Raw genomic sequence first — 24,436 nt, 5'->3', positions numbered from 1 at the left:
TAGCGATGCGACGGGCCTCATCGCGGGCAAGCCTTGCTCCCACAGGTTTTTCGCTGTACGCAGATCCTGTGAACACCCCAAATCCTGTGGGAGCAAGGCTTGCCCGCGATGGGGCCGGCTCTGGTTGCGCAACTCTTAGACAGTAATCAAGCGCTCCCGCAGCTTGCCAATCTCATCGCGCATCTGCGCCGCAGCCTCGAACTCGAGATCCCGCGCCAAGGCGTACATCTTCTCTTCCAGCGCCTTGATGCGCTTGGCGACTTCGCCCGGTGAGCGCAGTTCGGCTTCGTATTTGGCACTTTCCTCGGCGGCCTTGGCCATGCCCTTGCGCTTTTTGCTGCGCGAACCTGGCACGGTGGCGCCTTCCATGATATCGGCGACGTCCTTGAATACGCCCTTGGGGGTAATGCCGTTGGCCAGGTTGAAGGCAATCTGCTTGTCCCGGCGCCGCTCGGTCTCGCCGATCGCCCGCTCCATGGACCCAGTGATGCGGTCCGCATACAAAATTGCGCGGCCGTTGAGGTTACGCGCCGCACGACCGATGGTCTGGATCAGTGACCGCTCGGACCGCAAGAAGCCTTCCTTGTCCGCGTCGAGAATCGCCACCAGGGAGACTTCCGGCATATCCAGGCCTTCGCGCAGCAGGTTGATCCCCACCAGCACATCGAAGGTACCCAGGCGCAGGTCGCGGATGATTTCCACGCGCTCCACGGTGTCGATATCCGAGTGCAGGTAGCGAACGCGCACTCCATGGTCGGCCAGATAGTCGGTCAAGTCCTCGGACATGCGCTTGGTCAAGGTAGTGACCAGCACCCGCTCTTCCAGCGCGACGCGCTTGGTGATTTCCGAGAGCAAATCGTCGACCTGGGTCAGCGCCGGGCGAATTTCGATTTGCGGGTCCACCAGGCCGGTCGGCCGCACCAATTGCTCGACCACGCGCCCGGCATGCTCGGCCTCATAGTTGCCTGGCGTGGCGGAAACGAAGATGGTTTGCGGGCTGATGTGCTCGAACTCGTCGAAGCGCATCGGCCGGTTATCCAGGGCCGACGGCAGGCGGAAACCGTATTCCACCAGGGTTTCCTTGCGCGAGCGGTCGCCCTTATACATCGCGCCCACCTGCGGCACGCTGACATGGGACTCGTCGATCACCAGCAACGCATCGGCCGGCAGGTAATCGAACAAAGTCGGCGGAGCCTCGCCGGAGGCCCGCCCGGACAGGTAGCGCGAGTAGTTTTCGATGCCGTTGCAGTAACCCAGCTCGAGAATCATCTCCAGGTCGAAACGCGTGCGCTGCTCCAGGCGCTGGGCCTCCACCAACTTGTTGTTGGAGCGCAGATAATCCAGGCGCTCCTGCAGCTCGACCTTGATCCCTTCGATGGCACCCAGCAGGGTTTCACGCGGAGTCACGTAGTGGCTCTTCGGGTAGAAGGTGAATCGCGGCAGCTGGCGTGTCACCTCGCCGGTCAACGGATCGAAGGCAGAAATCCGCTCGACCTCGTCGTCGAACAGCTCGATGCGAATCGCTTCGAAATCCGATTCGGCGGGATGGATGTCAATCACATCGCCGCGAACCCGGAAGGTCGCCCGAGCGAAATCCATGTCGTTACGGGTGTACTGCAAGTCCGCGAGACGGCGCAGCAAGGCGCGCTGATCGAGCTTGTCGCCGCGATCCACGTGCAACACCATCTTCAAATAGGTTTCCGGACTGCCCAGGCCGTAGATGCACGACACCGTGGTGACGATGATCGCGTCCTTGCGTTCCAGCAGGGCCTTGGTCGCCGACAGGCGCATCTGCTCGATGTGATCGTTGATCGAGGCGTCCTTCTCGATGAAGGTATCCGAGGACGGCACATAGGCTTCAGGCTGGTAGTAGTCGTAGTAGGAAACGAAGTACTCGACGGCGTTGTTGGGAAAGAACGCCTTGAATTCGCCATACAACTGCGCGGCCAGGGTCTTGTTCGGCGCCAGCACCAAGGTCGGGCGCTGAACCTGGGCGATGACGTTGGCGATGCTGAAGGTCTTGCCCGAGCCGGTCACACCGAGCAACGTCTGGTGCGCCAACCCGGCCTCGATGCCCTCGACCATCAGGCGGATGGCTTCCGGCTGGTCGCCGGCGGGCTCGAAGCGGGTGACTAGCTGGAATTCAGACATGCATACCTCTCGGTTCTCGAAGCAGGGAATCGTGCCTGGGCGGTCAAACCGGTAGGAACGAGAAAAGCCGCAAACGACTGACGCCGCCCGAGGAAATAACTGGATTGTGCTCAATGTGGAGCCGATTGCCTGCGCTTTCAAGGCAAACGTCCTACAACACTTACAATGTTTGACGGCGCGGTACGACTAACGGTCGATAAATAAATGAAAAAACTTACAGGAAAAGCTGAATCGTCTGTCGCCTTCAATCATTGATGGCCTCTATACTAGCTCCCCGTTTGTGCACCGCTCTAGTGCATTCGGCTGGAGCGCGACACGTCCCTCCACTCTCCATTCAGAGCCGCCGCAAAAATGAGCCTGTTCTCCGCTGTCGAAATGGCACCACGCGATCCAATCCTGGGCCTCAACGAAGCATTCAACGCCGATACACGCACCACCAAGGTCAACCTGGGGGTCGGTGTTTACTGCAACGAGGAGGGGCGAATTCCACTCCTGCGCGCCGTTGTCGAAGCCGAGACGATTCGTGTTGCTCAACACGCGTCCCGTGGCTACTTGCCGATCGATGGCATCGCTGCCTACGACCAGGCCGTGCAAAAACTGCTGTTTGGCAATGATTCGCCACTGATCGCCGCTGGCCGGGTCATTACCACCCAGGCCGTCGGCGGCACTGGCGCACTGAAAATCGGTGCCGACTTCCTCAAGCAACTGCTGCCGAACGCCGTCGTGGCGATCAGCGACCCGAGCTGGGAAAACCACCGCGCGCTGTTCGAAACCGCTGGTTTCCCGGTGCAGAACTACCGCTACTACGACGCCGCGACCCACGACGTTAACCGTGCCGGCCTGCTCGAAGACCTCAACGCCCTGCCGTCCGGTTCGATCGTGGTGCTGCACGCCTGCTGCCACAACCCGACCGGCGTGGACCTGAGCCCGACGGACTGGAAAAACGTGCTGGACGTGGTGAAAGCCAAAGGTCACGTGCCGTTCCTCGACATGGCCTATCAGGGTTTCGGCGATGGCATCGACGAAGACGCCGCTGCCGTGCGCTTGTTTGCAGAGTCGGGCCTGACCTTCTTCGTCTCCAGCTCGTTCTCCAAGTCGTTCTCGCTGTACGGCGAGCGCGTTGGCGCCCTGTCCATCGTCAGCGAATCGAAAGAAGAAAGCGCGCGGGTGCTGTCCCAGGTCAAGCGCGTGATCCGCACCAACTACTCCAACCCGCCGACCCACGGTGCAAGCATCGTCGCCGCGGTATTGAACAGCCCTGAGCTGCGCGCCCAGTGGGAAACAGAACTGGCAGAAATGCGCCTGCGGATTCGCGGCATGCGCACCCAGATGGTCGACCTGCTGGCGCAAAAAGCCCCGCAGCGCGATTTCAGCTTCGTTGGTCGCCAGCGCGGCATGTTCTCCTACTCCGGCCTGACCACCGAGCAAGTTCACCGCTTGCGCAACGAGTTCGGCATCTATGCCCTGGACACCGGCCGTATCTGCGTCGCCGCACTGAACCAGAGCAACATCCAGGCGGTAACGGATGCCATCGTTCAGGTGATCTGATACGGCTGGCTGACGAAAAACGGGAAGCCTTTGGGCTTCCCGTTTTTATTTGTCTGAAGAATATTGCCCGAAACCTCTAGACTGCACACAGATTAAACTGCGGAAACCATTATGAAAAACGATGACCTGCGCGCCGAGCGCGATGACCTGGATGAACTGGACCATTTCGTCCCTCGCCCTGCGGCCAAACGCGGCAACAACCTGGTGCTGCAAGTAGCAGCCGGGGTATTTCTGGGCGGCTTGGCCCTGTGGCTGGTGCAGCTGGCGGCCACCATGGTGTACGGCAAGCTGATGCTCGGCACTTTTACCTTCGGCGGTTAAGACAGCTCGCCGGCACGCTGGCTTGCCGCGTCGTCATAAGCGACGTAGAGCGATTCGGCGACCTGGCTCTTGATGGCCTTGGTGCTTTCCAGGCCGAGCACGAAGCCCTCGGCCTTGCCTGCGGCACGATTCAGTTCTTCGGCGGTGCTGGCCTGGGTGATCGCGTCGAACAGCTTTTCAGCATGCGGACCGACACCTTTGGGCAGGCTGATCTGGGCGATGCTCATGCGCGCACCCCTTTGGCTTTACAGGTGAAAACTGGGTGATTCATGGCGCGTACCTTTTCGGCGAATGGCCGGCAGCGCGTGTAACCACTTCCGGGCGGCCATGGTAGACCCCTGAGGGAATTCTGGTAACCGCCAAAGGCGGAAAAACCACCACTCGTCTCGACGAATTGTCGATTTTCGCCACAGGTGCTTGACTTCTCTTTTTGAATCAGTAACATACACGCCATTCCGCGATAGCTCAGTTGGTAGAGCAAGTGACTGTTAATCACTGGGTCCCTGGTTCGAGTCCAGGTCGTGGAGCCAGACAGCAAGAACTGAAAAGCCCCTGAATCGGAAGATTCAGGGGCTTTTTTGTGGGCGCTACATGTAGGAGCGAGCCTGCTCAGGATGGACTTGAGATCGCCGCGTTAGATCAGAAAATACGCGTGATCGTTGACGTCCGTCGCGAGCAGGCTCGCTGCTACAGTGATAGATCAGACATGCTCACCCGTCTTCGCCTGCACCGGCCGCGGCTCTCCATGCCCATGGTCAACCTCCACCACCGGAATCTCCTTGCCGTCGCAGTCATGCAGCTTGCCGTCACTGAAGTAATCGCCTTCACGCAGCGCCGCCAGATCCTGATAACGCAACACCCGCTCGGTACCGGCAGCAAACACCGACTGCTGATCGGAGTTGCCCGCCGTCAGGTGGTTAAACGCCAGGTTGAGCACGATCGCCATGATCGCCGACGAGCTGATGCCCGAATGGAAGATGGTCGCGAACCAGCTCGGGAAATGGTCGTAGAAGTTCGGCGCAGCGATGGGGATCATGCCGAAGCCGATCGAGGTTGCGACGATGATCAGGTTCACGTTGTTACGATAATCAACCTTGGACAGCGTCCGGATACCGCTGGCCGCCACGGTGCCAAACAGCACGATGCCAGCACCGCCGAGCACCGAAGTGGGCACCGCCGCAATGACCCGCCCCATGAACGGCAACAGGCCGAGGACCACCAGGAACAGCCCGCCCGTCGCGACCACGAAGCGACTCTTGATCCCGGTCACCGCCACCAGCCCGACGTTCTGGGCGAATGCGCTTTGGGTGAACGAACCAAAGATCGGCGCGATCATGCTCGACAGCATGTCGGCGCGCAGACCATTGCCCAGGCGCTTGGAATCGACCTTGGTCTCGATGATTTCGCCCACGGCGAGGATGTCAGCCGAGGTTTCCACCAGCGTCACCATGACCACAATGCACATCGACAGGATCGCGGCGAAGTGGAAAGTCGGCATGCCGAAGTGGAACGGTGTCGGGAAACCGAACATCGGGCCTTCGGTCACGGACGAGAAGTCCGCCATGCCGAGGAACACCGCGATAACCGTGCCGATGACCATGGCCAGCAGGATCGACAAGCGCGAGATGGTCGCGCTGCCGACTTTGCTCAGCAGTAGCACCAGCACCAGCGTCAGTGCTGCCAGGCCGATGTTCGCCATGCTGCCGAAGTCCGGCGCGTGACTGTTACCGCCCATTGCCCAGCGTGCCGCCACGGGCATCAGCGTCAGGCCGATGGTGGTGATCACGATGCCGGTGACCAGTGGCGGGAAGAATTTGGTGATTCGCGAGAACACCGGGGTTATGAGCAACCCGATCAACGACGCGGCAATCACCGCCCCCAGGATCGACTGGAACCCGCCCTCCCCGCCACTGCTGACGATCGCCACCATGGTCGCAACGCCGGAGAACGACACGCCCTGTACCAGCGGCAACTGACAGCCAAAAAACGGTAAACCAAGGGTCTGCAGCAACGTTGCCAGGCCCCCTGCAAACAATGAAGCAGCAATCAACAAACCGATGTCCGCCGGCGACAGCCCGGCCGCCTGACCGATGATCAACGGCACCGCAACGATGCCACCGTACATGGTCAGAACGTGTTGCAGGCCATAAGCCATATTCGCGCCGATCCCAAGATTTTCATCCTCGGGCCGTTGGTGTGAAACATGGGGCGTTTTCATGATTGGGGGGTTCCCTGGTTTTTTGTTATGCGCACACTGTATGCAAGACTCAGGACAAATGTCTATAGAGTTGTATACAACTCACCAGTCAGATTATGGACACCCGTCCACCCCACCCTTGAATACGCTGGCTTTGCCGGCAAAATCCGCGATCAAATTTTACCCGGCGATTTTCCCCCCTCCCCACCGCCAGTCTTTTGCATGGCGGCTCTACGCGTTACCTACCAGGCGGGCCAGGGTCTGCCTCAAGCCCGCATGCGCCGGCAGTCGAATGCCAAACTCGCTCTGGAGCAAGGCAACGAGCTCTTCCACGTCAGCGACTTCCCTCCGCTCGCTGTCGTAGCCGAGCCGATGGATCGCAAAACTGCCGTTGTTGAGCGTGCGCCGCCACCCATCCCCAGTCCGTGCCACCATTAGTTGCCTGGCAAAAGACGAGTCGGGATGGGTCGAGACGTACCAGTTGCCGACGGCGTAATCGACCTCCTCCTGACGCTGCAGGTCGAAGATGTACATCGGCCGCCATTCACCAGCGACCTTGGCGTACAAGGTGAAGCCATCCTCGTGCTGTGCGATCCGGTAGGGTTCGTGCGGTGTAGCCTGCTCGGCGGTAGAGTCGAGCAATAGCGGCGCGGTGGGGACCATGCCGCCGAACCCGACGTCGCTGATGTAGCGCACGCCGTCCAGGTGCACCAGGCTCAAGCGGTGGGTACGGGCGGTCCACGCCCCTTCGGGTTGGCCCATCACCACGCGGCCGGTGATTCCGCGAACATCGAAGCCCAGCTCCTGGAGCAACGCGAAAAAAATATGATTGAGTTCGTAGCAGTAGCCGCCGCGCTGCTCTTGCAGCAGTTTTCGTTCGATGGACGGCAGGTCGATCAGCACCGGCTCGCGCGCCAGGGTCGCCAGGTTTTCAAACGGAAAAACCCCGGTGTGACGCAGTTGCAGTTGGCGCAAGGTTTCGAGCGTCGGTGCAGGGGGCGCCTCGAATCCCAGAAGTTGCAGGTAGTGCGCAAGGTTGCCCAGGCGTGTCTCGCTCATTGCTCAGTCCTTATGCCGATGCCGCGGATCGCTCCGCCAATGGGCGACAGGTATAGGCCAAAAGCGCACGGGACTGACAATTGATTTCACCAATCAGCTGCCTGCAAATCACCGGCGCTTGCGCGAGCCCAGGCGAATCCAGGTAGGCGCGTGGTCGCTGGCGTGCGGTTCGTTGCGTACCCAGGCATCCACTCCGGCTTCTTGCAGGTAGGGACTCAACGCCGGGTTGAGCAGCAGGTGGTCGATGCGCAGGCCCGAGTTTTTCTGCCAGTGCTGGCGGAAGTAGTCCCAGAACGTGTAGAGCCGATCTTCCGGGTAGAGGTGGCGCAGGGAGTCGGTCCAGCCCTGATCGAGCAGGCGCTGGTAGCACTCGCGACTTTCCGGCTGGAGTAACGCATCCTTTAGCCAGGAGCGCGGGTTGTAGATATCCATGTCGGTGGGCACTACGTTGTAGTCACCGGCCAGCACCACCGGGTGGTCACTGGCCTGCAGGTCCTTGGCATAGGCGATCAGTCGCTCGAACCAGGCCAGCTTGTAATCGAATTTGGGTCCGGGCTGCGGGTTGCCGTTGGGCAGATAAAGACAACCCACCAGCACCCCATGCACGGCGGCCTCGATGTAGCGGCTGTGCGTATCGCTGTCATCGCCTGGCAGCCCGCGCCGGCTTTCCAGCGGTTGCGCATCCCGCGCCAGGATCGCCACGCCATTCCACGACGACTGTCCCTGCCAGATGGCACCATATCCGGCGGCTTCAAGCTCGGCCGCAGGAAACGCACTGTCAACCGACTTGAGCTCCTGCAGGCAAACGATGTCCGGCTGCTCGCGCTCCAGCCAGGCCAGCAGGTTTGGCAACCGGGCGCGCATGCCATTGACGTTGAAGGTGGCGATTCGCAGTTTTTTCATGGGCCGGCGCTCCTGGTGGCGAGGTGTCCAGGTTGTGACAGCGGGCTGTTTAGGTGGTTGCGTCGGGATGGGTTGGAGCGGATGCGTCTGAACCGACCACTCGTCATCCAATCGGCACCAACCACCTTCCCCGCCACCCAATATCAGGTAACGACTCATTTGCGGAGACGTACCATGAAAACGCTCAAGATCACTTCGCTGGTTCTGGCCGGCCTGATGTCCGCCGCTTCGCTGGGTGCTTACGCGGCGACCGGCGATGGCGCAGACGCTACCGGGACCAAGTCAGGGTCCGTCGGTGGCTCGACGATGTCACCCAATAACACTCCAGCCATGCCGTCTGGCGGTACAGGCAGCGGCAGCGGCTCGACGCCTTCCACTGGCAGCGGCAGCAGTAGCGGCGGCAGCACTGGCACCAATGGCGGTACCAGTGGCTCTGGCGCGGGCGGCGGCACCGGTGCCGCAGGCGGCGGGACTGGCGGTGCGGGTGGTGGCACCGGCAGCTGAACGCGTAAAGGCAGCCGATGACCTCGGCTGCTTGCGTTGCCCTGTATTCGTTTAGCGATCTGAACGCATCAACGCCTCGTCGGCGCCTTCCATCGACAGCACCGCAACGCGGTTGCGCCCTGAATGTTTGGCTTGATAAAGCGCGGCATCGGCGCGCTCGATGAACACTTCGACACTGTCGCGCGCGCTCGGCACGAATGAATAGCAGCCCAGACTCACCGTCACGTACCCGGTGGGCGACCCGCTGTGGGTGATGTTCTTGCCGATGACTTTGCGCCTGATTTCCTCGGCAATGACTGTCGCCCCGCGCAGGTCGGTATCGGGCAGCAGTACCGCAAATTCCTCCCCGCCATAACGCACTGCCAGATCAGCCTTGCGATGACAGCAAGCCTTCACCGCCCCCGCCACCTGCGCCAGGCAATGGTCTCCAGCGACGTGACCATAGGCGTCGTTGTAGCGCTTGAAAAAATCGATGTCTAGCATGATCAGGCTCAATGAAGTGCCCAGCCGCGCCCCACGTCCGAACTCGATGTCCAGCGCCCGCTCGAACAACCTCCGATTGGCCAGCCCGGTCAGGCTGTCGTGAGTTGCGATCAGCTCCAGAGCCTCCTGCGCGGCCCGCAGATCGGCCTCGATGCGCTCGCTATCACGCACCTGATGTACAAACACCCAACCGAACAGGCTAACGCCCAGCACCACCAGGGCCACGATCACGCTCGACTGGAATGCGGTGTCCGACCAGTGTTTGAGGATCGCCGTTTGCGAAGAAGCGGCCGAGACCACCAGCGGATAGGCGTCCAGCTGCCGATAACCGTGCAGCCGCATGACGCCGTCCACCACCGAGTTGACCATGGCGTTGCCGGAGGATGCACTGGGCAGCCACTTCTGAAAGATTTCCCCCTGGGCCAGGGTCGAGCCAATCTGCGCTTCGACAAAAGGCCTGCGCGCCAGCAGCGTGCCATCGGTCAGGGCGAGGAACATCGAACCGTTGTCGTCGATACTGAAGCTTTTGAAGAACTGGTCGAAGTACGACATCTTGATCCCGGCCATCAACACGCCCAGGAATTTGCCATTCCTGTCGTTGACGCGCTTGGACAGCGGGATGATCCACTCGCCATTCTCGCGACTGCGGATCGCCGGCCCGATGTGCGCCACCGAAGATGCATTCTGCTGGTGGAACTTGAAGTAGTCTCGATCAGCAACGCCCTTGCCGTGGGGCAGATCCTCGAACGAGGTCACCACCCACTGCCCCTGCCGGTCGAACAGGAAAATCCCGTGCAGCTGATTCAGGGCGAGCACTCGCCGCGCGAAGGTCTTCTGCAGCCTGGGCAGTTGCGCCGCACCGTAGCCATCGGCCTGCAACCAGTCGGCCAGGCTGCTCAACACCAGGTCGGCATTCATGAAAGTATCTTCGGCCTGCTGCGCCATGGCACGGGTCAAGTTGGTCGATGCCACTTGCGCCTGTTCCAGGTCGTGACTGCGTGACTGCTGCAGTTGCAGGTACAGCAAACCCACCAGGCACAGGCACACGGCGGCGATAAACAGCACCGCCGCCTTGAGCAGAGGCAGTCGTTTCAGGGGTCCACCAGGGTTGTGCTGGGGGTCTTGCAGGGGAATTGGCAAAAAGCTCATCCTGGGGAGGCGCGTCAGGCGCCAATCATTCTGTCGACATCTTCAAAGGTCACGCGCGGCACCAATTCGGCGGGGATTCGCGAGGTATCGGACAGGTTGTAGACCTGGAAATTCTGATTCATGACGTACTTCGACATGATCTTGAACGAAGGCAGGATCCGCGTATGCAAATGCTCGTCCAGCGTGCAAGGCGAAACGAATGTGCCCGGGGTTTCGTAAAAGCGTTTCACCGACTGATTCAAATCGACGCCCACCAGGAACACTTTGGAAAATCCCAGGTGATAGGCAATTTGCAGCGCCACATAAGCCACGGTGCGCGCATCAAAAAAACCACGCTTGAGATTTTGGCTGAAACCCAGGCTGCGATTGCGCCCCGCCCCCAGCTTGCGGCTGCGGATCAACTCCCTGTCGCGTCGCCCCAGCAGGCCCAGCCATGACAGCCTGGGTGCGCGAGTCAGCAGATACAGCTCGCCCTTGGGGTTGAGCGCCTGGCAATAGGCGTGGCTTCGCGGCACGGCAACCCGCTGGCTCAAGCGCATGGCTTCCGCGAACAGGCGCGGCTGCTCCCGGTAAAACGCATCATCCGAGCACATGAAAAAGTACGGTTTGATGCCCGTTCCGATAAACATCGATATCGCACCGTTCATGGTAATCATCGGCACGTCGGCATACTTCTTGAGGGGAAAGTCTTTGGCAGACGCACCCGAGGCGATGATGAACACCGCCCCGTTATTTATATTGCGACACTCATCCAGGTCATGCACCTGGACCGGACTTTTCACCAGTTCCGTGGCTTTCTGCGCAACATCCATATTCAGCCCCCTTATTTCGGGTTGATCACCACGGCGGGAGCTCCTGCCCGCAGCAAGTCCAGAATGGGTAATTTCGACGGCAGGTTCAAACCGCGCAGGACAGCCGAATCGTAGCCGTACACATCGGGTTTGAACGTCACTCGTCCATCATTACTCAGGTCTACCGTCCAATACGCCAACAGCACCGGAATTTTCACCGGCAGCCGGATATTTTCAGTCTTGCCCTTGGCCAGCTGTTTCTGGATGCCGACGCTGTCCCAGCGCACTGGGTCGTTGAACAGCAACTCGACCAGCTGCAACGGATTTTCCACGCGAATGCAGCCGGAACTGGTGGCGCGCATGTTCTTGGAGAACAACTCGCGATGGGGCGTGTCGTGCAGATAAATCGCATAGTCGTTGGGGAAACGGATTACCACCTGCCCCAGCGAACTGTCCGGCCCGGCATCCTGGCGCAGGCTGACCCCACGCGGGTTGCTCCAGTCGACAGTCGACGGATCCAGCACAGCTCCTTCGCGGTCGATCACGCGAATGTGGTTGGCGGCAAGATACCCTGGGTTTCTCTGGATTTTAGGGATCACGTCTTCCTTGAGGATCGTCGGGGGCACGGTCCAGGTCGGGTTGAACGTGACATAAGTGATTTCGGACTGGAACACCGGCGTATTACGGAACGGCTTGCCGACCTGCACCCGCGAGCGCCAGATCGGCTTGCCGTCACGGTACATCGCCACTTTATACCCGGCGATATCCACGATCACGAAAGTGCCTTGCAGCTTGTACAGCAGCCAGCGCGCCCGCTCCATGTTGACTCGCACCTGATCGATACGGGCATCGACTGACACATTCAACGCCGCCAGGGTGGTCGCCCCAGCCACGCCATCAGCGCCCAAATACTGCTCGGCCTGATACTTCTTCACTGCGGCAATGACCGCGCCGTCATATTTGGTTCCCCGGGCCAGGCGTGGCTCGAGAAAACCACCGGCCACCAACCTTGCCCGCAGCTGCGCGACGGCCGGATCATCCATGCCCGGCTTCAGCGACTGACCTTCGGCGACTTTTGGCCAGCCACCCGCGGCATGCACTTTGCGCAATTGCGCCAAGCCCTCGCGCAATCCGCGATACACCGACTCCTGCGGCGGCGCCTGGGCAAAGGCGCCCGCCACATCATGGGCATCCAGGGCGACGAAGAATTTATTCACGTCTTCCCGCGGATCGACGTCAGAGGGGTCGAAGTTCCAGTGGATATCCAGCCGGGACGGGTCGACCTTGCCGCGACGCAATTGCAGCAACGCGCTGAGAAACGTGTGGGTGGCGGCAATATCGTAGGCTGCCCGTTGTTCGGGTGTCGCGGAATCGGCCTGCAATAACGTCCGGGACCGGACCAACTCGTCGATATGAAAATCCGCAGGGTTCAGCCCATCAACTTCGGTGGCCTGGAGGCTGGCGAACAATTGCGCGGAATCGCTTTCGTTACTCCACGCTGCGCGATAGCCGCGATGGGAGTAGAAATCCAGGACCATGCGGCTAACGTCGACCCGCTTGTGCCGAGGCGCAGTCAATAACGGTGGAAAAGAAGTGCTCAGGGGCGCCAGGTTGGCCTGGATCGCCTGACCGACGTTGTCATCCGCTGCCGCATCCCTTTGGATGATGGGTGCAATTGCCGACTCGATCGACGAATTTTCTGCATGCGCCGCACCGCTGATCAGAAAGACCATAAAAAAGACGCGGCTTATGACGAATAACCTTGTTAATTGCACCATGGATAATCCTTAATCTCCCGATTTCAACGGCTAGCTTCCCGCGAACAGCTAGACTCGAACCTATCACGATGAGACATCTATATGGCGCCAGCTCGCATTCGTCTGCTTTTCTCGGCCCTGCTGCTGACATCCCTTTCAGTACCGGCAGCCTACGCCGATTCGCTTGCCGCCGCCCTCGTCAAAGCGGCTCCAGATGCCAACGCCACCGTTATAAACCTGGCAGTACGTGCTTCACAATGCACCCAGGCCCAGGGTTCCGCCCCCGCTCAACGCCTGGCAGTGATCGATTACTCCCTGCCTTCGACCGAACAACGCCTGTGGGTGTTCGATCTGAAAAAGCGAAAGTTGCTGTTTCGTGAACTGGTCGCCCATGGGCGCAACAGTGGCGAGAACATGGCGGTCAATTTCTCCAACCAGAACGAGAGCTTCGCCACCAGTTTGGGGCTGTATCGCACTCAGGCCAGTTACGTCGGGCAAAACGGCTATTCCCTGCGCATGCAGGGCCTGGAGCCGGGCTTCAACGATAACGCGTTTGATCGGGCAATCGTCATTCATGGCGCACCATACGTCAGTCCGGTGCTGGCCCGTGCCAACGGCCGCATTGGCCGCAGCCTCGGTTGCCCGGCAGTGCGACCCGCCGTTGCCCGGCCGCTGATTGACTCGATGAAGAACGGCCAGTTGCTGTTTTCGTACTATCCGGACAAGCGCTGGCTGAAGTCATCGCCCTATATCAACTGCAGTGGCGCCACGGTTGCGTCGGCGGGCAAGGCTACTTCTCGCAAGTAGCTTGAGCGCCCTCCCCGACTCGTTGAAAAAATGTAGTCGGCGCTCGTGAAGCGTGACCTGCCGGCCCTGACTATTTAAACTCCCCGGCGCTATCAATTTTTTGGCCTACCCGGGAATCCAGCATGGACCTTCAGCATCGCAACAACGTAACTGTGCTGGGTTCCGGTCCGTCGACACTGATCCTGTCCCACGGCTTCGGCTGCGACCAGAGCATGTGGAACTACCTGTATCCCCACTTCACCGGGCGTTTTCGTGTGGTGATGCTTGACCTGGTCGGTGCCGGCCGGTCAGATCTGAGCGCGTATGACCCGCAAAAGTACAACTCGCTGGCGGGTTATGCACGGGACCTCAACGAAATAATCGATGAGTACGCCCAGGGCCCGGTGATCCTGGTCGGGCATTCCGTCAGCGCCATGATCGGCGTCCTCGCTGATCGCCAGCTGCCCGATCGAATCGCCGCCCACGTCATGATCGGCCCATCGCCCTGCTACATCGATTCCGATAACTACGTTGGCGGCTTCAAGCTCGAAGACATCCATTCGTTGCTCGACACCCTCGACAGCAACTACCTTGGCTGGTCGAGCACCATGGCACCGGTCATCATGGGTGCACCGGGGCAGCCGGCCCTGAGCGAAGAACTGACCAACAGCTTCTGCCGCACCGAACCGGAAATCGCCAAGCAGTTCGCCCGCACTACCTTCATGTCCGACAACCGCCAAGACGTCGCCGGCCTGACCACACCTACCTTGATCCTGCAATCCACCGACGACCTGATCGCGCCGATTGCCGTGGGCGAATACCTGCGGACCGTAATCCCTAACAGCAGCTATTGCCTGGTGGACAACGTTGGCCACTGCCCGCACATGAGCGCACCGGGCGCCTGCTCCACCGCCATGGACGACTTCCTGCAGCGCTGGGCCGGCACCGATGTCTGAAGAGCCTAATCTGCCGGATGCCCACGCATTGTTCGAAGGCGCCCCTTGCGCCCTTGTGGTCACCCGTGAAGACGGCAGCATCCTGCGAGCCAACCTGACCTTCTGCACCTGGATCGGTTTCAGCCAGGAAGAACTGTGCGGGCGCCGCTTCCAGGAATTGCTGACCATGGGCGGGCGGATCTTTCACCAGACCCACTGGGCGCCCCTGATGCGCATGCAGGGCTCGGTGGCGGAAGTGAAACTCGACCTGGTTCACCGCGACCGGCACATCATCACCATGCTGCTCAACGGCGTCCGACGCGAGCACGCCAGCGGCGCCTTCTACGAACTGGCGCTGTTCGGCACCACTGACCGCGACAAGTACGAACGCGAGTTGCTCAACGCCCGCAAACTCGCCGAAGCCCTGCTACAAGAAAAGACCGCCACCGAAGCGGCCCTGCAGCAAGCGCAAAACGAACTCAGCGACGCCTACGAAAAGTCCCAGCGCCGCGCCCAGTTCGCTGAACAAATGGTCGCCATCGTCAGCCACGACCTGAAAAACCCGCTCACCGCAATCAAAATGGCCTCGGACATCCTCGCCCGCAGCGAGCGCACCGCCCGGGAAACCACCCTGCTCGGCCACATCAGCCAATCCGCCGAACGCGCGCAACGCATGATCGCCGACCTGCTGGACTTCGCCCTCGCCCGAGTCGGCCAAGGCCTGAGCATCGCCGCGGCCCCTGCAGACCTGCACGGCGTCACTCGCCTGAGCGTTGACGAACTGCGAGTGGCCTTCCCGGCCGCCAACCTCATCCACCAGCAAAGCGGCAGCGGCAGCGCCCTGCTCGACGCCGACCGAGTGCAGCAAATCATCGGCAACCTGGTCGCCAACAGCGTGGCCTATGGCGATCCGCAGCAGCCGATCATCATCACCTCACGCATCGAACCCCATTGCGCCATCCTGTCGGTGCACAACCAGGGCCCCGCCATCCCGCCCACCCTGATGGATATACTCTTCGAACCCATGACCCGCGGCACCGAGAGCGACAGCGAAGTGCGCAGCGTGGGGCTGGGGTTGTTCATCGTCCGGGAAATCGCCAAGGCGCATGGAGGCAATGTTGCAGTGCAATCCAGCGAAGAACGTGGAACTGAGTTCAGCGTGTACTTCCCACAATCCCTGTAGCAGCGTGGCAAAGCCTGGGTTCGACTGTGCAGCAGTCGCCTCCTAAACCACAACCGTCGGCAACCTGTCCAAACCCTCCCCAGCCTGACCGTCTCCAACAGTCCGTAAAAATGAATCATCCCCCACCGCAACCCTCGCGCCTTTCTGGTAATTAGCCTCACCGACCTTGAACAAGGTGTTGAACTGCACCCCTTTGTTGATCAGCTGGATAACGAACTCCGTTGGAACCCAACACCACTGGTCTTCATCCTGTCCGCAGGTGAAGACGGCGACAATGCGTTTGGACTCGGCGTCTATTTTGATTTTGTAGATGTAAAACTGCATGGTTGTAAGTCCTTTTGAGGTAAAGCGTCCTTGGTTTGCGCAGATGGAACCTGAGTCACCAACTGCTGGTGAATTGAAATCGAAATGGGGGGGCTGGGAAAGGCGCGAATGGCCTGGATTTGTTGCGAAGCGAGGCGGTGAGCTGAGCTGAGCTGAGCTGAGCTGAGCTGAGCTGAGCGATGATCCTTGAGGACCGTGCAAAATGGGAACGCCAAAATGGCAACTTAGATAGACCGCTCGGGGTCAGTGTCAGCCTCCCGCACAGAGCCGGGACAATCGGTATTATTTTACCGGTTTACCACGCAAAATCGAATAAAATCGGAATTATATTGCCGAAACCTGATAATTGACCCACTCTAACCGGCATCATGATGCCGATTGGGTCGCGTTCACTATGCTAGGGCAAATCACTATCCAGACCTACGTTGAAGGCCAATGGCGCGATGCCATGATGCTTTCTACATCGGACCCTCAGAAAATTGAGGCGTCGCGCTGCAGTGTGTCTTACGACCCGCGCTACTTGGTCGAATTCATTGGCAGCTTAGAGACAATGTTCGAACCAGCTGTCAGCGTTAATCTTCCACTGACCTGGAGCCCTGTTGATAGCAAGGGATACCCCCCGTTTGTATACGACATCATACCGGCTGGCGCCGCACGCAAGTCGCTACTGAGACGTTTCTCGGGCGAAAAACCCGATCAGATGGACTTGGATTTTTTCCTTTTAGGCCGCTGCACGCCCTCGCCTATTGGACACCTGCGTGTAAAGGAGTCTTTCGAGCATATTGATCAGACCCATAAGGAGGCCTTCCCACGCAAGGAGGTAGTAGACAGAACAAACGATTTCCTTGAGTACGCCTATGAATCAGGTGCCGCTCTAGGCGGCGCTACAGGCGCCCAAGGAGAGGCTCCAAAGCTGCTCATGACCGAAGGGAAAGATGGGGCTCTTTACGCTGATGCAATGCTTCCTGACAAGCTTGCCCGCCGCCATTGGCTAGTGAAATTTGCTCGCAACCAGGCCACCGAACGCGACAAGAATATCCTGCGGGCCGAGTACCACTACTACAAAGCTGTCTCGCAACTGGGTTTGAACACGATATCTATGGACGGACTTGTGCTTGAAGAAGCTGAAAAGCCGAGCTTATGGATGCCACGCTTTGATCGGCGAGTTATCAACGGAGAAGTGGAACGAATACCGGTCGAATCGATTTATTCGGTGTGCGGGAATACGACTCCTGGTTCGAAGATGAATCATGAGGACGTTATCCACAGCCTGATCAAACTATGGATCACCAATGAGCAGAATGGAGAGCTTGAGGAACTGGTTTTCGAATACCTGCGGCGCGATCTGCTTAACCGTATCCTCGGGAACTCGGACAACCATGGCCGTAACACGGCTATTTTCAGACATCGGGGCAGATTTGAACTGGCACCGATCTACGACCTTGCTCCTATGGTGCTTGACCCCGAAGGTATCACTCGAGTGACCAAGTGGGATTCTGAGCACAAAGGAAGTCCAGACTGGAGAACGATCTGCGGTTCTTTTCAGAGTTTAGTAAACCCTGATGCGCTCTTTGAGCGTTTGCTCGCAGCAGCAGAGACGTTCCGAGCTTTGCCGGATCTGCTGGTGGATCTTCCAGAAGAAGTGAAAAAAGCCCACTCTGTTCCGCTCAACAAGCTGGATATGCACTTGGCTAATTGGGGGCTTAGATGAGGGCAATCACACCAGAGCTTCGCAAACAGCTGATTGAAGACATCATGCAACAACATGATATGGGCAATGAAACTTTGGGAACTTCTATTCGCCGACTACGACTTGAGGTGACCGGTTTGGACCAAGACACCTTTGCTACCATGTGCAACATGTCGACCAAGGCCTTGTATCTGATCGAGAATGACAAGGGAAATCCGACCATCTCTACCGTCGAAGCCATTCTAAGGAAGTTCGGGCTGCGCCTGGGTTTGACGATGAGAGCCGCAACGACTTACACACCGGTGTCAGGGCAGCATAAACCCGTATCTAAAACACCTGCTCGGGGCTCTAGTCCTCAACGGACGTATGCGGGTCAGCTCACTAGAGTTACCACTCGCAAGGCTGCTGCACAAACCAAGCTCAAGGATGGTGATAACGACCCCGCTAAATGAGAGATGGTATGTTTTGGAACCGGAAAGTTGAGAGCTACCATCGCCTATCGAAGCTCGACCTCCATTCTACCGGATCACCTGGGGCGCTTTGAAATGCTGCGCTTTGCTAGTCGCCCCAATGGCCAGATGATCTACCGCGTCACGATCGATAATGTCGGTGGTGGATTGAGAGTACTAATCTCACAGCCTTAGCGTAGTGCCTGGACCACCCCCGGCGTCACTGCTCCGCGTCCCGACAGCTCAACCCTGATAAACTGCCCACTCCCTAGCCCTGCCGATTCCAGATTCCCCCAATGCCTCCAGCCATTGCTACACCCGCACCGCTCTCCCGCCGCTTCTCCGTCGCCCCCATGATGGATTGGACTGACCGCCACTGCCGCTTCTTCCTGCGCCTCCTCTCCAAACACGCCCTCCTCTACACCGAAATGGTCACCACCGGTGCGCTGCTCAACGGCGATCACGAGCGATTCCTGCGTCATAACGAAGCCGAGCACCCGCTTGCCCTGCAACTGGGCGGCAGCGTGCCGTTGGATCTCGCGGCCTGCGCGCGCATGGCGCAGGAGCATGGCTATGACGAGGTGAACCTGAATGTTGGCTGCCCGAGTGATCGGGTGCAGAACAACATGATTGGCGCGGTGTTGATGGGGCATCCGCAGTTGGTGGCCGATTGTGTGAAGGCTATGCGTGATGCGGTGTCGATTCCGGTGACGGTTAAACATCGGATCGGTATCAATGGCCGGGACAGCTATGAGCAGTTGTGCGAGTTCGTTGGCACGGTGCGGGATGCCGGGTGCACGAGTTTTACCGTGCATGCGCGGATTGCGATCCTGGAGGGGTTGTCGCCGAAGGAAAACCGCGATATTCCACCGCTGCGCTATGACGTGGCGGCGCAGCTGAAGACTGACTTCCCCGATCTGGAGATCATCCTTAATGGCGGGATCAAGACGCTGGAGTCCTGCCACGAGCATCTGCAGACGTTCGACGGGGTGATGTTGGGCCGTGAGGCGTATCACAATCCTTATGTGATGGCCGAGGTAGACCAGCAGCTGTTCGGCAGCACCGCGCCGGTGATCAGCCGTGCTGAAGCACTGGCGCAGTTGCGGCCGTATATTGCGGCGCATATTGCTGCGGGTGGGTCGATGCACCATATCACCCGGCATGTGCTGGGGCTGGGCACGGGGTTTCCTGGAGCGCGCAGGTTTCGGCAGTTGTTGTCGGTGGATATTCATAAGGCCAAGGAGCCTTTGGCGCTGCTGGACCAGGCGGCGGAGTTGCTTGAGGGGCGGTGATCGATTGGTGCCTGGACTTCGATGATTGTTGTCGGGTCTTGCGCTGGGCCGGGTCAAAAGATCGCAGCCTAGTTGCACTCGGCAGCTCCTACCCCTCCTATCGGCTTATGTATTTGCTTGGGGCTGCCGGTCGCCCCGGTTGAACCACTTCCCCATTTCGGCATCGTATTTATCAACACCGCGCCCCACCTTTCAAACAGCCGTTTTCAGGTTGTTGCCGCTGGGGCCTTCGATAGGTACACGCGCCCTTGAGTGGCTGTCAGCGCTCGGGTAATGTCATCAGATCCAAAGGACAGAGCACGCCCATGACTTCCAAGCTGGAACAACTTAAACAAATGACCACCGTGGTTGCCGACACTGGCGACTTCGAAGCAATTGCTCGCGTTAAGCCGGTAGACGCTACCACCAACCCTTCCCTGCTGCTCAAGGCTGCTGCGATCTCCGGTTATGCCGAGTTGCTGAATGCCTGCGTGCATGACTGCAAGGGCGATGTAGGGCTGGCCAGCGATCGTTTTGGTGTCGCGGTTGGCCAGGAAATTCTCAAAGTGGTACCGGGGCGGATTTCCACCGAAGTGGATGCGCGCCTGTCGTTCGACACTGACGCGGTATTGAAGCGCGCGCACCGTCTGATCGAGCTTTATGATAAGGCCGGCGTTGGCCGTGATCGCGTGCTGATCAAGATTGCTTCAACCTGGGAAGGCATTCGTGCAGCCGAGAAGCTGGAGAAGGAAGGTATCCAGACCAACCTGACCCTGCTGTTCTCGTTCGCCCAGGCAGCGGCCTGTGCCGATGCTGGGGTGTTCCTGATTTCGCCATTCGTGGGCCGTATCTACGACTGGTACAAGAAAGCCAACGGCAGCGACTACACCGGCTCGGATGACCCGGGAGTGCAGTCGGTGACCCGCATCTACAACTATTACAAAGCCAATGACTACAAGACTGTGGTCATGGGTGCGAGCTTCCGCAACCTTAACCAGATCGAGCAACTAGCCGGGTGTGATCGCCTGACCATCAGCCCGGAGCTGCTGGAGAAACTGGCGGCGGACAACGGCAAGCTGGAGCGCAAACTGGCGCCAGGCCATGCCGGTGAGGCGCGCCTGAGCCTCAATGAAGCGCAGTTCCGTTGGTTGTCCAACGAGGACGCGATGGCGACGGAGAAGCTGGCTGAAGGTATTCGGCAGTTCGCCCGGGACCAGGAGAAGCTCGAAGCATTGCTGCAAGCCAAGCTTTGATCTAGTTCAGCGCAATGCAAAAAGGGCGAACCTGACAGGTTCGCCCTTTTTTGTGCGTGCCGCGATGAGGCCCTGGGATCAGTGACGCTCCAGCGCATTCACCAGGTCGTGGAAGGCTTCGCGGTTGGAATCGTTGAGGCCCATGAGGATCTTGTGCGCTTCCAGCACTTTGATCCGCACCACTTCTTCCGACTGATCCTGGTCTGGCAGGTCGGTCAGGCACTCAGGGCATGGGATCGGGCGGTCAACGATGTTGAACACCTGCTCAAAGCCCATGGACTGCAGCAGACGGGTGATGTCTTCGTGGGTGGTGACGACGGTCGGCAGCAAGCCGACCTTCTGCCGCGACAGGATCGACAGTTTGGCCAGCAGGCCAAGGGTGGTGCTGTCGATGCTACGGGTCTCGGTCAGGTCGATCACGATGGCGTTGAAGTTCAACGCAGTGAAGATCCGCTCAATAGTCGCATCCAACGCCGAACACAGGGTCAGGCGAACTTCACCGACGAACTTCAGGACGAAGGTGCCGTCCTGCTCGGCGAACTGGATTCTACCGGTACTCATTGAAGATTCCTGCTCAACACCAACAGGGCGATATCATCCGGCATCTCCCCAAGCGTGGCCAATCCAAAAACCTGCCGCAACCCATCCAGGGTGCCGCCCGCTGCCTTGACCCGCTGGGGCAAGGCTGCTTCTTTTTCCTTCAGTGTAGGCTCTGGCAGAAGGTCGAGGATGCCATCGGACATCAGCGTCAGGCTGAACGTCGGCGGCAGCTCCAGTACGTGATCTTCGTAGGTGGCTTCATTGAAGAGGCCCACAGGCAGACCGCGCCCTCCCAGATAACGAACACTGTCTGGCGTGTACAACACAGGCAACGGCAAATGACCGCCGATGCTATAGGTCAACAAACCTGTCTCCTCGTCGATGACTCCACCGACCATTGTGACGTGTTTACCCAGCTTACAACTGATCAGGCCTCGGTTGATATGACCAAGGACCTCTGAAGGCTTGAATTCCGGCAATGTGCCGCTGCGCTTGGACTCGAACAGCAAGCGCGTGGTCATGAACTTCAACAGCACCGTGACGAAGGCAGAAGAGGCGCCGTGACCGGAAACGTCCGCCAGGTAGAAGGCTACCCGACGCTCATCGACCCGAAAATAGTCGACGAAATCACCCGACAGGTACAGTGACGGGATGATCTGGTGCGCGAACTGGAACTCATCGACGGTCCATGGGCTGACCGGCAGCATGTTCATCTGCACCTGGCGACCGGCGTTCTGGTCTTCCTGGAGCAGGTTGAGGCTGGCTTCAAGCTCGCGGTTGGCCTTTTCCAGCTTCTCGCGATAGCGCTGGTTTTCCAGCAGCAGGCGCGCGCGATCCAGGGCCCGGCGCACTGAGTGCTCGAGCACGGCCAGATCTTCGAGAGGTTTGATCAGGTAGTCAGCCGCGCCCAGGCGCAGGGCTTCGACCGCGTCATTCATCACCCCGGCACCGGAAACCACGATCACCGGGGTTTGCGGCGACCGCTCGGTGACCTGGCGGATAAGTTCGAGTCCGCCCATCTGTGGCATGCGCAGATCGCAGATGACCAAGTCGGGCTTGTCTTGCTCGAATACCTGAAGACCTTGCTGGCCATTGCTGGCCTGCAAGACGCTGAAACCACTGTCTTCCAAATAGGCGGCGAGGCTCGCGCGCACTACTTCGTCATCATCGATTATCAGCAGCGTGGCACTGGTTTTTGGCATGTGGGCAAACGGCGCCAGAATTAGGTTGGCGTAGCAGGCGAGGTTCAGACCCGGCTCTCACTACTGGATTCGCTTTCTAGCCTCTCTGTTGCACCGGTTCCGGGCTTTTGCCCGACGCACAGGTGACACCAGAGGTGCCCTTCTAAGGCGCAGACGGTACTCCCATCCGCGGGGCGTTTCAAGCTCGTGGCGATGGTCGCTTGAGGACTTTGGCCGGCAAATGACCAGTAGTTATAAGAACCGGTAAAACCGGAACTCAATGTTAGGTTGCACTCGTCGACCAAAACACCGCTGCAGACAGCAAAAACCTGCGCTTGCCGTGATTCGCACACATGAAAAAAGGCGGCACTATGGCCGCCTTCCTTTATTCCTGAGTGTTATCAGAAATCGTCTTCGACCTGACCGTCCTTGACCTTGAATTCACGATTCTGCAAGTAGGCGTTACGAATGAAGACGTACTTGTCGCCATTGATCAGCTTCTCCGCCGACAGCAGGGTGGCGCGGGCGTCGATCACATCCAGAGCCATGAACGAGTTGCGGACCGCGACGTCGTCGACGTAACGATAGGCACCGACGTAAGAGTCCGGGTACCTGGCTGGCGCATCGCGCAAAGTGCTTGGGCCAAGCAGTGGCAGCATCACGTATGGACCACTTGGGACGCCCCAGTAACCCAGGGTCTGGCCGAAGTCTTCATCATTACGCTGTAGACCCATGTGAGTACCGACGTCGATGAAGCCCAGCAGGCCAAACGTCGTGTTGAAAATCAGGCGCGCGGTGTCGACGCCCGCCGCAGCCGGCTTGGCCTGCAGCAGATCGTTGGCAAGATTGCGCACGTCACCGATATTGCGGAAGAAGTTGTGAATGCCGTCTTCGACGAATTGCGGCGCCACGTATTGATAACCTTGGGCCAAAGGCTTCAGCGCATAGGTATCGAGTACGTCGTTGAATTTGTAGATCGGGCGGTTGACGCTTTCCCAAGGGTCTTCTTCCGTGGCTGCCTGGGCAACGAACGGAACCAGCAACACGCTGGAACACACACACAGCTGAGCTAGAAGGTTGCTCCAGCGCATAGAAAAACTCCTTGGATTGTACTGACGCAGGCTCTTGGCCCAAGCGTTGAGCTGGCTAGTATAAGACGGAAAGGCCGCTTTAGGCAGCATCGTCGTGATCCATGATCAAGAACACGGCGCCGGGCGAACAATAAACAAGCCGTGTAACTGAACTGTCACCCGCGTCGAATAGCCTCGGTACTATTTCAGGGAAGTTGATATGCCCCACGCCGAAGCCTTGCCCCTCACAGTGCCCAGCCTGACTGCCGTGTTATTTGGTCTCAGTGGCTGCCTGGTGGATTTCGGCGCCCGCACCCGCGAGCATGGCGGCCATCAGGGGGAACATGCCGAGGTCACGCCGGGAGCCCTGGCCAGTCTGCACAGCTTGCAACAACAGCAAATTCCCTGTGCGTGGCTCGATGAACTACCCCCTGCCCTCAGCCACTCCCTGGCACTCGCGCTGCCGGAATGGATCAAACCATCGAAACAACTCGCAACAAACAATCCGTGGCCGGCGCCGCATGCCTGCTGGGAAGCGTTGATGGAGCTGAACGTCGCCCAGCTGGACGGCTGTGTCCTGGTGAGCGGTGAGCCGCGGTTACTGCAAGCGGGCCTGAACGCCGGATTGTGGACCATCGGCCTGGCCTCCTGCGGATCGCTTTGCGGGCTGGCGCCGAATGAATGGCAGGCGTTGAGCCCACAGCAGCGTGAGCTCAAACGCGGTAAGGCTACGGTGCAATTGTTCAGCCTGGGGGTACATTCGGTGATTGATCACCTGGGCGAGCTCGACACCTGCCTGGCGGACATCAGCCTGCGCCGGCTCAAGGGCGAAAAGCCCTGATTGCCGCCGACTCCCGATCAACACATGCAGGTTGCGCGCGAGTGGATTAA

The 24,436-nt window shown here is 59.2% G+C and carries 23 protein-coding genes and 1 tRNA gene; 12 read left to right on the top strand and 12 right to left on the bottom strand.

Features of this window, described 5'->3' with window-relative positions:
- Window positions 1-135: 135 nt before the first annotated feature.
- A complete protein-coding gene (gene uvrB, locus ORL50_RS08980; RefSeq protein ID WP_266012856.1) occupies window positions 136-2,151 on the bottom strand; it encodes an excinuclease ABC subunit UvrB in 2,016 nt (671 codons plus the stop codon).
- Between the two features lie 351 nt (window positions 2,152-2,502).
- On the opposite strand from uvrB, the gene ORL50_RS08975 reads away from it, so the two are divergent.
- Entirely contained in the window at window positions 2,503-3,699 is a 1,197-nt protein-coding gene (locus ORL50_RS08975) for an amino acid aminotransferase (RefSeq protein ID WP_266012853.1), read from the top strand.
- A 111-nt stretch (window positions 3,700-3,810) separates the two neighbouring features.
- Complete coding sequence (locus tag ORL50_RS08970; RefSeq protein ID WP_266012850.1) at window positions 3,811-4,020, top strand: hypothetical protein; 210 nt, start codon at window positions 3,811-3,813, stop codon at window positions 4,018-4,020.
- Here ORL50_RS08970 and ORL50_RS08965 read toward each other — a convergent pair.
- The gene (locus tag ORL50_RS08965; RefSeq protein ID WP_266012847.1) at window positions 4,017-4,247 is read right to left on the bottom strand and encodes a hypothetical protein; all 231 of its coding nucleotides are present in this window, start codon (window positions 4,245-4,247) and stop codon (window positions 4,017-4,019) included. The genes ORL50_RS08970 and ORL50_RS08965 overlap by 4 nt on opposite strands.
- 227 nt (window positions 4,248-4,474) lie before the next feature.
- Here ORL50_RS08965 and ORL50_RS08960 point away from each other — a divergent pair.
- A tRNA-Asn gene (locus ORL50_RS08960) sits at window positions 4,475-4,550 on the top strand.
- 170 nt (window positions 4,551-4,720) lie between these two features.
- On the opposite strand, the gene ORL50_RS08955 is transcribed toward ORL50_RS08960, so the two are convergent.
- From ORL50_RS08955 to ORL50_RS08945, 3 genes are all read right to left on the bottom strand, one after another.
- Window positions 4,721-6,238 carry a nucleobase:cation symporter-2 family protein gene (locus tag ORL50_RS08955; protein ID WP_266012844.1) on the bottom strand — a complete coding sequence of 506 codons (1,518 nt, stop codon included), beginning with the start codon at window positions 6,236-6,238 and terminating at the stop codon, window positions 4,721-4,723.
- A gap of 210 nt (window positions 6,239-6,448) precedes the next feature.
- Entirely contained in the window at window positions 6,449-7,276 is an 828-nt protein-coding gene (locus tag ORL50_RS08950) for an arylamine N-acetyltransferase family protein (protein WP_266012841.1), read from the bottom strand.
- Window positions 7,277-7,384: 108 nt separating this feature from the next.
- A complete protein-coding gene (locus tag ORL50_RS08945; RefSeq protein WP_266012838.1) occupies window positions 7,385-8,179 on the bottom strand; it encodes an exodeoxyribonuclease III in 795 nt (264 codons plus the stop codon).
- Window positions 8,180-8,353: 174 nt separating this feature from the next.
- Between ORL50_RS08945 and ORL50_RS08940 the strand changes: the two genes are divergently transcribed.
- Entirely contained in the window at window positions 8,354-8,683 is a 330-nt protein-coding gene (locus ORL50_RS08940; RefSeq protein WP_266012835.1) for a hypothetical protein, read from the top strand.
- A gap of 51 nt (window positions 8,684-8,734) precedes the next feature.
- Here ORL50_RS08940 and ORL50_RS08935 read toward each other — a convergent pair whose 3' ends face one another.
- Genes ORL50_RS08935 through ORL50_RS08925 form a run of 3 tightly spaced genes read right to left on the bottom strand, consistent with a single transcriptional unit; the run spans window position 8,735 to window position 12,884 of the window.
- A complete protein-coding gene (locus ORL50_RS08935) occupies window positions 8,735-10,306 on the bottom strand; it encodes a sensor domain-containing diguanylate cyclase (RefSeq protein ID WP_266012832.1) in 1,572 nt (523 codons plus the stop codon).
- A 23-nt stretch (window positions 10,307-10,329) separates the two neighbouring features.
- A complete protein-coding gene (locus tag ORL50_RS08930; RefSeq protein ID WP_266012829.1) occupies window positions 10,330-11,127 on the bottom strand; it encodes a lipopolysaccharide biosynthesis protein in 798 nt (265 codons plus the stop codon).
- 11 nt (window positions 11,128-11,138) lie between these two features.
- The gene (locus ORL50_RS08925; RefSeq protein WP_266012826.1) at window positions 11,139-12,884 is read right to left on the bottom strand and encodes a L,D-transpeptidase family protein; all 1,746 of its coding nucleotides are present in this window, start codon (window positions 12,882-12,884) and stop codon (window positions 11,139-11,141) included.
- An 81-nt stretch (window positions 12,885-12,965) separates the two neighbouring features.
- On the opposite strand from ORL50_RS08925, the gene ORL50_RS08920 reads away from it, so the two are divergent.
- The 3 genes from ORL50_RS08920 (at window position 12,966) to ORL50_RS08910 (ending at window position 15,767) form a co-directional block, all read left to right on the top strand.
- Entirely contained in the window at window positions 12,966-13,670 is a 705-nt protein-coding gene (locus ORL50_RS08920; RefSeq protein WP_266012823.1) for a murein L,D-transpeptidase catalytic domain family protein, read from the top strand.
- A gap of 122 nt (window positions 13,671-13,792) precedes the next feature.
- Window positions 13,793-14,605, top strand: coding sequence for an alpha/beta fold hydrolase (locus tag ORL50_RS08915; protein WP_266012820.1), 813 nt, complete (start codon window positions 13,793-13,795; stop codon window positions 14,603-14,605).
- Window positions 14,598-15,767 (top strand): PAS domain-containing sensor histidine kinase, encoded by a 1,170-nt coding sequence (locus ORL50_RS08910; RefSeq protein ID WP_266012817.1) that lies wholly within the window; start codon window positions 14,598-14,600, stop codon window positions 15,765-15,767. The genes ORL50_RS08915 and ORL50_RS08910 overlap by 8 nt, the downstream gene beginning before the upstream one ends.
- 42 nt (window positions 15,768-15,809) lie before the next feature.
- Here ORL50_RS08910 and ORL50_RS08905 read toward each other — a convergent pair whose 3' ends face one another.
- On the bottom strand, window positions 15,810-16,091 hold the full coding sequence (locus tag ORL50_RS08905; RefSeq protein WP_266012814.1) for a DUF3892 domain-containing protein: 282 nt from the start codon (window positions 16,089-16,091) through the stop codon (window positions 15,810-15,812).
- 394 nt (window positions 16,092-16,485) lie between these two features.
- Between ORL50_RS08905 and ORL50_RS08900 the strand changes: the two genes are divergently transcribed.
- The 4 genes from ORL50_RS08900 to tal all read left to right on the top strand — a co-directional run bounded on the left by ORL50_RS08900 (window position 16,486) and on the right by tal (window position 20,754).
- Entirely contained in the window at window positions 16,486-17,802 is a 1,317-nt protein-coding gene (locus tag ORL50_RS08900) for a type II toxin-antitoxin system HipA family toxin (protein WP_266013266.1), read from the top strand.
- Window positions 17,799-18,233 carry a helix-turn-helix transcriptional regulator gene (locus ORL50_RS08895; protein ID WP_266012811.1) on the top strand — a complete coding sequence of 145 codons (435 nt, stop codon included), beginning with the start codon at window positions 17,799-17,801 and terminating at the stop codon, window positions 18,231-18,233. Before ORL50_RS08900 ends, ORL50_RS08895 begins: the two co-directional genes overlap by 4 nt.
- Window positions 18,234-18,526: 293 nt before the next feature.
- Window positions 18,527-19,522 carry a tRNA dihydrouridine(20/20a) synthase DusA gene (gene dusA, locus ORL50_RS08890; protein ID WP_266012808.1) on the top strand — a complete coding sequence of 332 codons (996 nt, stop codon included), beginning with the start codon at window positions 18,527-18,529 and terminating at the stop codon, window positions 19,520-19,522.
- Between the two features lie 305 nt (window positions 19,523-19,827).
- Window positions 19,828-20,754, top strand: coding sequence for a transaldolase (tal, locus tag ORL50_RS08885; protein ID WP_266012805.1), 927 nt, complete (start codon window positions 19,828-19,830; stop codon window positions 20,752-20,754).
- 78 nt (window positions 20,755-20,832) lie between these two features.
- Here the strand turns inward: tal and rssC are convergent, their stop codons facing one another.
- The 3 genes from rssC to ORL50_RS08870 form a co-directional block, all read right to left on the bottom strand.
- Window positions 20,833-21,315: an anti-sigma factor antagonist RssC gene (gene rssC / locus ORL50_RS08880; RefSeq protein ID WP_007935262.1), complete on the bottom strand. Its 483-nt coding sequence runs from the start codon at window positions 21,313-21,315 to the stop codon at window positions 20,833-20,835.
- Window positions 21,312-22,496: a two-component system response regulator RssB gene (gene rssB, locus ORL50_RS08875; protein ID WP_266012770.1), complete on the bottom strand. Its 1,185-nt coding sequence runs from the start codon at window positions 22,494-22,496 to the stop codon at window positions 21,312-21,314. Before rssB ends, rssC begins: the two co-directional genes overlap by 4 nt.
- A 380-nt stretch (window positions 22,497-22,876) precedes the next feature.
- The gene (locus ORL50_RS08870) at window positions 22,877-23,566 is read right to left on the bottom strand and encodes an MlaA family lipoprotein (RefSeq protein ID WP_266012767.1); all 690 of its coding nucleotides are present in this window, start codon (window positions 23,564-23,566) and stop codon (window positions 22,877-22,879) included.
- A gap of 199 nt (window positions 23,567-23,765) precedes the next feature.
- On the opposite strand from ORL50_RS08870, the gene pcrP reads away from it, so the two are divergent.
- Entirely contained in the window at window positions 23,766-24,386 is a 621-nt protein-coding gene (pcrP, locus tag ORL50_RS08865; protein ID WP_266012764.1) for an HAD superfamily inactivated hydrolase PcrP, read from the top strand.
- The last annotated feature ends 50 nt before the right edge of the window (window positions 24,387-24,436 follow it).

It is taken from the genome of Pseudomonas sp. RIT-562 (assembly GCF_026241895.1).
Taxonomy (GTDB): Bacteria; Pseudomonadota; Gammaproteobacteria; order Pseudomonadales; family Pseudomonadaceae; genus Aquipseudomonas; species Aquipseudomonas mandelii_F.
The sequence above is the reverse complement of the archived record's forward strand: the minus strand, read 5'-3'. Positions and strand labels throughout refer to the sequence as shown.